The 11,930-nt window shown below is 61.0% G+C and carries 13 protein-coding genes and 1 tRNA gene; 7 read left to right on the top strand and 7 right to left on the bottom strand.

Annotation, left to right across the window (positions count from 1 at the left end; translation table 11 throughout):
• Positions 1–71: 71 nt before the first annotated feature.
• The 6 genes from AC3A5O_RS01660 to AC3A5O_RS01635 all read right to left on the bottom strand — a co-directional run bounded on the left by AC3A5O_RS01660 (position 72) and on the right by AC3A5O_RS01635 (position 4,723).
• Entirely contained in the window at positions 72–479 is a 408-nt protein-coding gene (locus tag AC3A5O_RS01660; RefSeq protein ID WP_122565236.1) for a hypothetical protein, read from the bottom strand.
• A gap of 61 nt (positions 480–540) precedes the next feature.
• Entirely contained in the window at positions 541–870 is a 330-nt protein-coding gene (locus AC3A5O_RS01655) for a DHCW motif cupin fold protein (protein ID WP_122565237.1), read from the bottom strand.
• Positions 871–986: 116 nt separating this feature from the next.
• Positions 987–1,062: transfer RNA gene (locus AC3A5O_RS01650), tRNA-Phe, on the bottom strand.
• A 102-nt stretch (positions 1,063–1,164) separates the two neighbouring features.
• Positions 1,165–1,437 carry an oxidative damage protection protein gene (locus tag AC3A5O_RS01645; protein WP_122565238.1) on the bottom strand — a complete coding sequence of 91 codons (273 nt, stop codon included), beginning with the start codon at positions 1,435–1,437 and terminating at the stop codon, positions 1,165–1,167.
• Positions 1,434–2,501 carry an A/G-specific adenine glycosylase gene (mutY, locus tag AC3A5O_RS01640; RefSeq protein ID WP_122565239.1) on the bottom strand — a complete coding sequence of 356 codons (1,068 nt, stop codon included), beginning with the start codon at positions 2,499–2,501 and terminating at the stop codon, positions 1,434–1,436. The genes AC3A5O_RS01645 and mutY overlap by 4 nt, the downstream gene beginning before the upstream one ends.
• Entirely contained in the window at positions 2,498–4,723 is a 2,226-nt protein-coding gene (locus AC3A5O_RS01635) for an AsmA family protein (protein ID WP_487752786.1), read from the bottom strand. Before AC3A5O_RS01635 ends, mutY begins: the two co-directional genes overlap by 4 nt.
• A 479-nt stretch (positions 4,724–5,202) precedes the next feature.
• Between AC3A5O_RS01635 and AC3A5O_RS01630 the strand changes: the two genes are divergently transcribed.
• The 7 genes from AC3A5O_RS01630 (at position 5,203) to AC3A5O_RS01600 (ending at position 10,999) form a co-directional block, all read left to right on the top strand.
• Positions 5,203–6,864: an OFA family MFS transporter gene (locus AC3A5O_RS01630; RefSeq protein WP_122565241.1), complete on the top strand. Its 1,662-nt coding sequence runs from the start codon at positions 5,203–5,205 to the stop codon at positions 6,862–6,864.
• A gap of 279 nt (positions 6,865–7,143) precedes the next feature.
• A complete protein-coding gene (gene hisB / locus AC3A5O_RS01625; RefSeq protein ID WP_003186751.1) occupies positions 7,144–7,737 on the top strand; it encodes an imidazoleglycerol-phosphate dehydratase HisB in 594 nt (197 codons plus the stop codon).
• Positions 7,737–8,375: an imidazole glycerol phosphate synthase subunit HisH gene (gene hisH, locus AC3A5O_RS01620; protein WP_018606318.1), complete on the top strand. Its 639-nt coding sequence runs from the start codon at positions 7,737–7,739 to the stop codon at positions 8,373–8,375. Before hisB ends, hisH begins: the two co-directional genes overlap by 1 nt.
• A complete protein-coding gene (locus AC3A5O_RS01615) occupies positions 8,375–8,629 on the top strand; it encodes a DUF2164 domain-containing protein (RefSeq protein WP_122565242.1) in 255 nt (84 codons plus the stop codon). Before hisH ends, AC3A5O_RS01615 begins: the two co-directional genes overlap by 1 nt.
• Before the next feature lie 42 nt (positions 8,630–8,671).
• Positions 8,672–9,409 (top strand): 1-(5-phosphoribosyl)-5-[(5-phosphoribosylamino)methylideneamino]imidazole-4-carboxamide isomerase, encoded by a 738-nt coding sequence (gene hisA, locus AC3A5O_RS01610; RefSeq protein WP_014336098.1) that lies wholly within the window; start codon positions 8,672–8,674, stop codon positions 9,407–9,409.
• Between the two features lie 9 nt (positions 9,410–9,418).
• On the top strand, positions 9,419–10,189 hold the full coding sequence (hisF, locus tag AC3A5O_RS01605; protein ID WP_003196830.1) for an imidazole glycerol phosphate synthase subunit HisF: 771 nt from the start codon (positions 9,419–9,421) through the stop codon (positions 10,187–10,189).
• Positions 10,190–10,252: 63 nt separating this feature from the next.
• The gene (locus AC3A5O_RS01600) at positions 10,253–10,999 is read left to right on the top strand and encodes a substrate-binding periplasmic protein (protein WP_487752785.1); all 747 of its coding nucleotides are present in this window, start codon (positions 10,253–10,255) and stop codon (positions 10,997–10,999) included.
• Positions 11,000–11,150: 151 nt separating this feature from the next.
• Here the strand turns inward: AC3A5O_RS01600 and AC3A5O_RS01595 are convergent, their stop codons facing one another.
• Positions 11,151–11,930: a divergent polysaccharide deacetylase family protein gene (locus AC3A5O_RS01595; RefSeq protein WP_487752784.1), complete on the bottom strand. Its 780-nt coding sequence runs from the start codon at positions 11,928–11,930 to the stop codon at positions 11,151–11,153.

The following is an 11,930-nucleotide window of genomic DNA, read 5'->3' as shown; positions in this document are numbered from 1 at the left end:
CATGTTGGTTAACCTTGGATTGTGGAAATTATCCCCGCAGGGCGTCATCCACCGCGGTCCCGGCCAGACAGTCAGTCCTGGCCTTGTGTCAGTGCCTGGGACGCAGCCACATAGTCGGCCTGGAACTGCTTGCTTTCCACCCAATCCAGCGCGGTCTGCTCATCCACGCCGGTGGTGAGGCGGCGGTATTCGATCAATGCGGTAATGATGAAGTCGGTCGCTTCTTCCTCACCTTCCTGCTCCAGTACCAGCGCCAGCAGGGGATGGGCCAGGAACGCTTCGCACATCGCCTTCTGGCTGACCTTTTCAGCGGCACTCATGAGTTGGAACAACTCCGTCAGGTCCACGGTTTCCAGATCGATGCGCTCGTCGTTCGGATCCAGGAAATCGTTCGGCGCAGCAGCACGCTTAGTACGGTTCTGCTTGGCTTTCGCCTTGGCGCGCTGGCTGCGCTTGTGCTGTTTGTTCGCCGATGACATGGTCGGATTCCTGATGGATAAGGCCATCTATCCTACAGCTTCAACGCGCACGCTTCGAATCTCAATCCACTATGAAAAGCGTAGCCCCCGATGAGGTGGAGGATCGATGGGGCTCAGCCTGGTCGGCGACCTGATAGCTCATGCCGGGCTTGAGCAAAAATTGCCGACCGTCTTCGAGTTCAGTATTGAGCTCGCCCTTGAGGCAAAACAGGATGTGGCCCTTGGTGCACCAATGGTCGGCCAGATACCCGGCTGTGTATTCCACCATCCGTACCCGAATGTTCCCGAATTGTTGCGTGCGCCAATAGGCGGTTCCGGTGACGCCTTTGTGCTCGGTAGGTTCGATGGTTGACCAATCGGTGGTGCCGAAGGGGATGCCGGTGATGTCCATGTCGACTCGTTTGCCAGAGGGGAGCGGACGAATGTAGCTGAGTCGACAGTGCACAGGAAGAAAATCCCAGGCAATAAAAAACCCCGATCAATTGCTTGATCGAGGTTTTCGGTATTTGGTGCCCAGAGACGGAATCGAACCGCCGACACGGGGATTTTCAATCCCCTGCTCTACCGACTGAGCTATCTGGGCAACGGGGCGCATTAAACGGGTTTTTCAGGGGGGCGTCAAGCAAGTTTTCAAAAAATATTTAACTATTACCGTCGCTTACGATTCGCCCCCGCACTGAACAGCTTATTCGGATGGCGGTACGTAGCCTTCGGCCTTGGCGTAATCTTCGCCGGAAAAGTACTTGTCCATCTCGCCCTGAAGGTATTTGCGATCTTCGGCGTTCATCATGTTCAGGCGTTTTTCATTGATCAGCAGGGTCTGGTGTTTCTGCCAGTCGGCCCAGGCCTTGGCAGAGACGTGGTCGAAGATATCTTCGCCCTTGGCGCCCGGGAACGGTGGACGTTCCAGGCCTTCGAGTTCTTCTTTGTACTTGCGGCACATGATGGTGCGGGTCATTGCAACTCTCCTGCGTTCATTACGGCGGCCGCGCGTTCGAGCAAGGTTTTGACCGGGGCGGCAAGGCCCAGGCGCGGCGGGGTGGCGAGGTTATACCAGAGCCAGTCGGCCTCGGCCACGTGATGGCCGGTTTCCCGGACCCGGACCAGCCAGGGTTCGATCGCCAACTGGAAGTGGCTGAAGGTGTGCACCAGGCCTGGCATTTCGTGTTGGCTGCCCAGTTCCAGCGAGTGCTGCAGGGCCAGGTGTTGCAGGTCGTCGAGGTCGTCGAGTTCCGGCAGGCTCCACAGCCCGCCCCATAGCCCGGTGGAAGGGCGTCGGTAAAGCAGGATCGCGCCCTCGTGGTTGGCCAGCATCGGCATCAAGGTGCGCTTTTTGGGCACCTCCTTGCGAGGCTTGGGAATCGGGTAGCGGGTTTCCAGGCCCAGCATGTGGGCCTCGCAGCCTTGCTTCAGTGGGCAGAGCAGGCAACTGGGCTTGCTGCGGGTGCAGAGCGTGGCGCCCAGGTCCATCATCGCCTGGGTATAGGCGTTGACCCGGTCTTGTGGCGTGAAGCGCTCGGCGGTGGCCCATAGCTGTTTCGCCACCTTGGGTTCGCCCGGGTAGCCTTCCTGGGCGGTGAAGCGCGCTAGCACCCGCTTGACGTTGCCATCGAGGATCGGCGCCCGCAGGCCCATGCTGATGCTGGCGATGGCGCCGGCGGTGGACAGGCCGATCCCCGGCAACTCGGTGAGTTTTTCCACGTCCCGGGGAAATTCGCCATCGTACTGCTCGACGACGATTTTCGCGGTTTTCTGCAAGTTGCGCGCACGGGTGTAATAGCCCAGCCCGGTCCACAGGTGCAGCACTTCGTCCTCCGGCGCGGCGGCCAGCGCTTCGACGGTGGGCAGTGAGGCCATGAACCGGTCGAAATAGTTGAGCACAGTACTGACCTGGGTCTGCTGCAACATGATTTCCGAGACCCACACCCGATAGGGTGAGATGTCCTGCTGCCAGGGCAAGTCGTGGCGCCCGTGGCGATCGAACCAGTCCAGGACGGCGGTGGAAAACTGCTCGGCTCTCATCGCTTGAACAACCCCTTGAGCGCATCTTTCAGCTCCGGGCTGACCTTATCGCCGAGTTTCTCATCGATCTTGTCGCCGAGCCGGTCGCCGGCCAGTTTCGCCGCGACCTTGCCCAGCCCGTCGTTGTCCAGGCGGCAGGCCTTCGCCCCCAACTCCAGTGGGCCGCGGCAGCGCAACGGCCATTCGACGTCGACGTAGCGTTCGTTGACCTGGCAGGCCGGGTCGGGCATGTCGCTCTTATCGCCTTCGACGATGACGCCGACGCGGTAATCCATGCCCAGCACCCGCAGATCGATATCGCCGTTGCCGTTGACGGCCATGCCGGGGATGCGGACTTTCAGGTCGGGGTTGTGGGCAACGCCATTGTTGAAGGTGAGGTTGCCGTTGAGTTGCTGGAACGGCGTGTCCTTGCCCCGGGGTTCGCCGCTGAGGGACTTGCGATTGAGGGTGGCAATGCCTTTGCACAGTTGCTGTTCGAGGTTGGCATTGAGCAGCACGCCATCGTTGATGACGAACCCGGCGTTGCCGTTGAGGCTGTCGATCAGAGCCTTCTGGCTATTGCCGGTGGCGGTGATCGCGCTGTTGAGCGTGACCAGGCCTTTGACCGGCGGATTCTTGCCCTGGCTTTCGATGATCTTCTCGGCAGGGACCCGGTTGATGCGGGTTTGCAGGCTCAACTGTGGCGTAGGCTGGCGCACATCCAGGGTGCCCTTGGTTTCGAAGTTGCCGCTGTACAGATCGCCCCGCAGATTTTCCAGGGTCAGCAGGCCACCCAGGCCGGTGGCCTTGAGCGCGGCGTTCTGGATCGGCAGTTTATCCAGGGTCAGTTGCCCGAAGGTCAGGTCGGCATCGAGGTCCAGCTTGCTCAGGCGCTCCACCGGAAACATCCGATCGTTACTCCAGGCACCCTGGGTTGGAGCGCTCGGCAACGGTGTGCTGCCGGCGCCGGCCAGGGCGCTGGCTTCGGTGTTGCTGACTTCGGCCTCACGGGCCGCCTTGGAACTGTCGGCTTCGGCGGATTTTGGCGGCAGGTAGCGGTCGACGTTGAACGTGTCGGCCTTGAGCTGCACGCGCAGGGCCTGTTTGGCAAAGTCTTCCACTGCGATACGACCGCTGAAGTTGCTGTCGTCGAGCTTCAGGTTGATGTTGTTGAACTCGACACTGGTCGGCGTGCCGGCAATGCGGCTGGCCAGCTCGACCTTGCTCAGGCTGCCTTCGGCCATGGCCGGGAGTGTCTGGCCGATGCTGTCGACAAACTTCGCCAGATCGAACTGGGCGATCGATATTCCACCGTTCAATTGCGGGGTCTTGTCGAGGTCGTTGACCTTCAGTTCACCCAGGGCGCGCAGTTGGTTGAGCGACAGCTTGATGCCGGTCCATTCGGCGACGTTGGCCGCCTTGTCCAGGAACAGTTGGCCTTGGGCGGCGAAATTCAGGGTCTTGCCCTGCAGGGGGGCGCCGGTGGCTTCGCCGGACAGTTTCAGGTCTTCGAACTTGTAGCGTTGCAGGGCCCGCTCGAAGCGCAGTTCGCCGGTCACTTCGGTGCGTACGCGCACGGCCGGCTGGTTGCTGGACAGGAAGGCGGTCAGGGTCACCGGAATGTTGGTGGAATCGTGGACCGGGCCGGTGCTCAGTTGGATGCTCTCGGCGGTGTACAGCTTGCCGGTCTGCTCGTCGGTGTATTCGACCCGGGCGTTGTTCACGGTCAGGCTGTCGATGTCCAGGCGGGTCGGCTGGGCAGGTTTTTCTGCCGGGGTGCTGGCGGGCGGGGCCGGTTGTTCGGTTGGTGCTGGGGTGTTCGCCGTCGTCGTGGAGGCTGGTGCCTTGCCGATGTCTTCCCAGTTGCCGTGACCGTTCTTGTCACGGTTGAGCCGCAGGTTCAGGCCTTCGACGCGCACATCGCTCATCTGCACTTCCCGGCGCAGTAGCGGTATCACCCGGACCGAGAGGCCAAGCATCTGCAGGTCGGCGAAAGGTTGGGTCGGATTGGCCAGGGTCGCGACGCTGGCGTCGTGCAACTCCAGGCCCAGCCAAGGGAACAGGCTCCAGCCGATGTCGCCATTGAGGGTCAGCTCGATGTGGGCCTTGTCGCGGGCTATCTGGCGGATCTCTTCTTTGTAGTCGTTGGGATCGAACAGGTGGGTCAGGGCAAAGCCCAGGGCCACAATGATCAGCAACAGCCCGAGAAGTACCAGACCCAGGATTTTGCCGAACGCTTTCATGGGCGAATCCTTGTAGGTGAGTTCAAAATTTAGCCGGGAGTATAACGCTGTGGATTGGTGGTGGTGCGTCGGGTGCTCGTTATAAGTCCCGTCCGTAGATCAATGTGGGAGCGAGCTTGCTCGCGATAGCGGTGTGACCGTCAATGAAAATGCTGAGTGGGCGACCGCCATCGCGAGCAAGCTCGCTCCCACACAGTGGTTCTACAACGGATGGGCATGAAAGCTCCTGAAAAAATAAATCGTTAGCCCCCTACAGAAAGCCAGCAAGCGTGCGATAAGACAGATGGCACGAAAAAGGTGATATCACTTTGGTTTCTCTGCCACGATCAAATGGTAACCTTTGCCCGTTCGTCCGTCCTTCTGCGACTTGATGTCGCACACTATGGAGCTTCACCAGAAAATACAGCCATGCCTGCGTGCAATGAAGGCTGAGGGTGACGCGTGGCTGACGGACCATTCCAATAATTGGGGGATACACAATGAGCACGAGCATCACGGCGGGCGGCATCGCCGACCAGCCAGCGTTCCTCTCCAAGGAACGCATCATCGCCAAGCCCGGTTTCAACCGGTGGTTGGTTCCACCGGCCGCACTGGCCATTCACCTGTGCATCGGCATGGCCTATGGCTTCTCGGTGTTCTGGTTGCCACTGTCCAAGGCCTTGGGTGTCACCAAGCCTGTGGCCTGTGCACCGGATATGAGCTTCATCTCGCAAGTCTTTTCGTCCCAATGTGACTGGCCGATCTCGATGCTCGGCTGGATCTACACCCTGTTCTTCATCTTCCTGGGTTGCTCGGCAGCCATCTGGGGTGGCTGGCTGGAACACGCCGGTCCACGCAAGGCTGGCGTTGTATCGGCCTTGTGCTGGTGCGGTGGCCTGCTGATTTCCGCGCTGGGTATCTATACCCACCAGATCTGGCTGATGTGGGTCGGTTCCGGGGTGATCGGTGGTATTGGCCTGGGCCTGGGCTACATCTCCCCGGTGTCGACCCTGATCAAGTGGTTCCCGGACAAGCGCGGCATGGCGACTGGCATGGCGATCATGGGCTTCGGCGGTGGTGCGATGGTCGGTGCTCCATTGGCCGCGGCGCTGATGAACCATTTCGCTTCGCCGACGGGCGTGGGCGTCTGGCAGAGCTTCCTGGTCATGGCCGCGATCTACTTCGTGTTCATGATCGGTGGCGCCTTGTCGTATCGCGTTCCGCCGACCGGCTGGAAGCCTGAAGGCTGGACCCCGGCACCGAAGAAAGCCGCGAACGCGATGATCACCCATCGCCACGTTCACGTGAACGTAGCCTGGAAGACCCCGCAGTTCCGCCTGGTCTGGCTGGTGCTGTGCCTGAACGTCTCCGCCGGTATCGGCATCCTGGGCATGGCTTCGCCCCTGTTGCAGGAAGTGTTCGGCGGCAAGCTGCTCGGCAATGACCTGCCTTTCGGTCAACTGGACGCCGTGCAACTGGGCCAGATCGCGGCCATCGCGGCCGGCTTCACCGGTCTGTTGAGCCTGTTCAACATTGGCGGCCGGTTCTTCTGGGCCTCCTTCTCGGATTACCTGGGTCGTAAAAATACCTATTTCGTGTTCTTCGCCCTGGGCTTTGCCCTGTACGCGCTGATCCCGAACCTGGGTCACCTGGGCAGCGTCGCGCTGTTCGTGGCGGCGTTCTGCATCATCCTGTCGATGTACGGCGGCGGCTTCGCCACCGTGCCGGCCTACCTGGCGGACCTGTTCGGTACGCAAATGGTCGGCGCAATCCACGGTCGCTTGTTGACCGCCTGGGCTGCGGCAGGCGTGCTGGGTCCGGTACTGGTGAACTACCTGCGTGAATATCAATTGAGCATCGGCGTTGAACGTGCCGCGGCCTATGACATCACCTTGTACATCCTCGCCGGTCTGCTGGTGCTGGGCTTCCTGTGCAACCTGATGGTCCGTCCGGTCGCCGACAAGTACTTCATGACCGACGCCGAACTGGCCGCCGAACAGGCGCTGGGCCATGACAAGGGTGCTGACAGCACCACGTCGCTGGAGTGGAAAGCCGCACCGGGCACCAAGCCCCTGGCGATCGCCGCCTGGCTGGTGGTGGGCATTCCGTTGGCGTGGGGTGTGTGGGTGACCCTGCAGAAAACGGCGGTGTTGTTCCGCTAAGACCGTTGCCCTGACCACCAGGTCAGGGCAACCCTTGTGGGAGCGAGCTTGCTCGCGATGGGGCGTGTCAGTCGACATCATTGTCTGCTGACCCACCGCCATCGCGAGCAAGCTCGCTCCCACAGTCGTTTTAGGTGATGAAAAAGACTTGTATGGACATGTCTATCACCGACAGCCCGGGGTTCAGCCCGTCAGTGATGTCACCTCTTGTGTTTCTGTTTGCCGCTCGCGCCCCTATAATGGCTGCCTTTTTCGCCCAATGATTTTGCGGAGCTGGTGATGGCCGAACGTAAGGCGTCTGTCGAGCGCGACACTCTGGAAACCCAGATCAAAGCCTCGATCAACCTGGATGGCACCGGAAAGGCCCGGTTTGATATCGGTGTACCTTTTCTTGAGCACATGCTGGACCAGATCGCCCGCCACGGGCTGATCGACCTGGACATCGTCAGCAAGGGCGACCTGCATATCGACGACCACCACACGGTGGAGGACGTCGGTATCACCTTGGGGCAAGCCTTTACCAAAGCCATCGGCGACAAGAAGGGCATCCGTCGCTACGGCCATGCCTACGTGCCGCTCGATGAAGCGCTGTCGCGGGTGGTCATCGACTTCTCTGGCCGCCCGGGCCTGCAGATGCATGTGCCGTACACCCGTGCCACTGTCGGCGGCTTCGACGTTGACCTGTTCCAGGAATTCTTCCAGGGCTTCGTCAACCACGCCAACGTGACCCTGCACATCGACAACCTGCGCGGGCACAACACCCACCACCAGATCGAAACCGTGTTCAAGGCTTTCGGCCGCGCGCTGCGCATGGCCGTGGAGCTCGATGACCGCATGGCCGGCCAGATGCCTTCCACCAAGGGCGTCCTGTAATGCAGACGGTCGCGGTTATCGACTACGGCATGGGCAACCTGCACTCGGTGGCCAAGGCCCTCGAGCACGTGGGCGCCGGCAAAGTGCTGATCACCAGCGATGCCGACGTAATTCGCGAAGCCGACCGGGTGGTGTTCCCCGGCGTTGGTGCGATTCGTGATTGCATGGCCGAGATTCGTCGCCTGGGCTTCGACAAGCTGGTGCACGAAGTCAGCCAGGACCGTCCGTTCCTCGGCATTTGCGTGGGCATGCAAGCCCTGCTTGAACGCAGCGAAGAGAATGATGGTGTCGATTGCATCAGCATGTTCCCAGGCCAGGTGAAGTTTTTTGGCAAGGGCCTGCATGAAGACGGCGAGCACTTGAAGGTCCCGCACATGGGCTGGAACGAAGTGAAGCAGACGGTGGATCACCCGCTGTGGCACAACATTCCGGACCTGGCGCGCTTCTACTTCGTGCACAGCTACTACATCGCCGCCGGCAATGCGCGGCAGGTGGTGGGCAGCGGTCACTATGGCGTCGATTTCGCCGCGGCCCTGGCCGATGGTTCGCGCTTCGCCGTGCAGTTCCACCCGGAGAAGAGCCATACCCATGGCCTGCAACTGTTGCAGAACTTCGCGGCGTGGGACGGGCGCTGGTAATGGCCCGCAAGAAACCGCCGATCCTCACTCTCACGCCCGAGCAGGAGAGTGAAGCGAACCGCAAGATCCAGCGGTTCATGGAGGAGCGTTTCGAACTGGAGCTGGGTTCGTTCGAAGCGGCGGAAATTCTTGACCTGTTTACCCGCGAAATTGCTCCGCACTATTACAACAGGGCGATTTTCGATGTGCAGACGCACCTTAAAGAAAGGTTCGAAAGCATTGAAAGCGACTTGTGGGCGCTCGAGAAAAACTGATTTTCGAGCCAAGCTGAATATTCGTATTTGAAGGTTTGCCAGATGCTGATTATCCCCGCTATCGATCTCAAGGACGGCGCTTGCGTACGTCTGCGTCAGGGCCGCATGGAAGACTCCACGGTGTTTTCCGATGACCCGGTGAGCATGGCCGCCAAGTGGGTGGAGGGCGGCTGCCGTCGCCTGCATCTGGTCGACCTGAACGGCGCTTTCGAAGGGCAGCCGGTGAACGGTGAAGTGGTCACGGCCATTGCCAAGCGTTACCCGAACCTGCCGATCCAGATCGGCGGTGGCATTCGCTCGCTGGAAACCATCGAGCACTATGTCAAGGCTGGCGTGAGCTACGTGATCATTGGCACCAAGGCCGTGAAAGACCCGGCTTTTGTCGCCGAAGCCTGTCGCGCGTTCCCTGGCAAGATCATCGTCGGTCTGGATGCCAAGGACGGTTTCGTCGCCACCGATGGCTGGGCTGAAATCAGCACCGTGCAAGTCATTGATCTGGCCAAGCAGTTCGAAGCCGACGGCGTGTCTTCGATCGTTTATACCGACATCGCCAAAGACGGCATGATGCAGGGCTGCAACGTACCGTTCACCGCTGCGCTGGCCGCTGCCACCAAAATCCCGGTGATCGCCTCCGGTGGCATCCATAATCTGGGTGACATCAAGTCGCTGCTCGACGCCAAGGCGCCGGGCATCATCGGTGCAATCACCGGCCGCGCGATCTACGAAGGCACCCTCGACGTCGCTGAAGCGCAAGCTTTCTGCGATTCGTACAAAGGCTGAGGACTGACCATGGCGCTGGCCAAACGCATCATCCCTTGCCTGGACGTGGACAACGGCCGGGTGGTCAAGGGCGTCAAGTTCGAGAACATCCGTGATGCCGGCGACCCGGTGGAAATCGCCCGTCGCTACGACGAACAGGGTGCGGACGAGATTACCTTCCTCGATATCACGGCCAGCGTCGATGGCCGCGATACCACGCTGCATACCGTCGAGCGCATGGCCAGCCAGGTGTTCATCCCGCTGACCGTGGGCGGCGGCGTGCGCACCGTGCAGGACATCCGCAACCTGCTCAATGCCGGGGCGGACAAGGTGTCGATCAACACGGCGGCGGTGTTCAACCCGGAATTCGTCGGTGAAGCGGCCCAGCACTTCGGCTCGCAGTGCATCGTCGTGGCCATCGATGCGAAGAAGGTCTCTGGCCCGGGCGAGACCCCGCGCTGGGAAATCTTCACCCACGGTGGGCGTAAACCCACGGGCCTGGACGCCGTCGAGTGGGCGAAGAAGATGGAAGGCCTGGGTGCCGGGGAAATCCTGCTGACCAGCATGGACCAGGACGGCATGAAAAACGGTTTCGACCTGGGCGTCACCCGCGCCATCAGCGATGCCCTGGGCATTCCGGTCATCGCCTCTGGCGGCGTCGGCAACCTGCAGCACCTGGCCGATGGCATTCTTGAAGGCCACGCCAGCGCGGTACTGGCGGCGAGCATTTTCCACTTCGGCGAATACACCGTGCCGGAAGCCAAGGCCTACATGGCGCATCGCGGTATCTGCATTCGCTGATCGCTGGACACCATGGCGGGCCCAAGGCACTCTTGGGCACACCATGGATTGCGGTAGCCCGACATGCTCAAACGTCTCGTTCTTGCCTTTGCGGGCGCCACGTTGCTGCTCGCAGGCACTGTCCGCGCCGCTGATACATCGCTGGTGTTGCTGACGGAAAATTTCCCCCCGTACAACATGGCCAAGAACGGCAAGAACTTCGCCCAGGACGAGAATATCCACGGCATTGCCGTGGACATCGTCCGCGAAATATTCAAGCGCGCCGATATCTCCTACAGCCTGACGCTACGTTTCCCCTGGGAACGTATCTATAAACTCGCCCTGGAAAATCCGGGTTACGGTGTGTTTGTCATGGCGCGGTTGCCGGAGCGAGAGAAGCTGTTCAAATGGGTCGGCCCCATCGGTCCGGACGACTGGATCATGCTCGCCAAGGCCGACAGCAAGATCGCCCTCGACTCGCTGGAGCAGGCGCGCCAATACAAGATCGGTGCATATAAGGGCGACGCGATTGCCGAGACGCTGGCCAAACAAGGGCTGAACCCGATTGTCGTATTGCGTGATCAGGACAACGCTAAAAAACTGGTCAGCGGCCAGATCGACCTGTGGGCCACCGGGGATCCCGCCGGGCGTTACCTGGCGCGACAGGAAGGGGTGGACGATCTCAAGACCGTGTTGCGATTCAACAGTGCCGAGTTGTACCTGGCGTTGAACAAAGACGTGCCTGACGAGGTGGTCGCCCGGCTTCAAAAGGCCCTGGATGAATTGCGCAAGGAAGGTGTGGTGGACGCGATCATGGCGCGGTATCTCTAAGAATTTCACCCATCGCAACGCCGCCATCGCGAGCGAGCTCGCTCCCACAGGGGATCTGCCGTGAACACAATTCTTGTGCCCGGTGCAGAATCCCTGTGGGAGCGAGCTTGCTCGCGATGGCGGCAGCGCGGTTTGAGATAGCGCTCAGCCGCTACCGATAAACCCCATCTTTCCCATGCCCAGCCATCGCTCGATTGCTGCGCAGGCTGATCATCGACTTGATGTCGATCCATTCAATGCCCTGGGCCTTGAGCTTGGGCAATTCGCGTTCGAGCACCGCCAGGGTCTGCGGGTAGGGATGGCCGATCATCACGGCCGAGCCTTGCCGGCGGGCCAGGTCGATGGCGGTTTGCAACTGCTGGGCGATGGCGGCTTCGGTGCGCTCGTCGTCGAGGAACACATCCCGCGACACACTGGCCAGGCCAATCTTCTGGGCCTCGGCGGCAGCGACCGTCTGGGCGCTGGTGCGGCTGTCGACGAAAAACTTATGGCGCTGCTGCAAGTTCGCCATCAGCCACGCCATGGCCTGGGGCTGGGCGGTCATGCGGCTGCCCATGTGGTTGTTGATCCCGCTGGTGTAGGGCACGGCCGCGAACGCGGTGTCGAGGCGCTTGCCCAGTTCTTCGATGGACAGTTCCGGATGCCAGGCGAACGGCCCGGTGGCCGGGTCCATGGGCATGTGCAGCATGACCAGCTTGCCGGCGCGATGGGCTTCGCGGGCGACTTCGGCGGCGTGAGGGGTGTCAGGCATGATCGCGGCGGTGACCGGACCGGGGAGGGCTAGAACCCGGCGATCCCGGGGCAGATTTTGCCCCAGGTCGTCGATGATCAGGCTCAGGTACGCCTTGTGTGGCGAAGAGGGTGTGGCGGGCGCCGCGTTAACGGCCCCTGCCAGCAGGCACAGCAGGACGACGGTGAAACGCAGGCCCAT

This window comes from Pseudomonas sp. Soil_N_39 (assembly GCF_057655955.1).
This window is presented reverse-complemented; position numbering and strand designations above follow the sequence as displayed.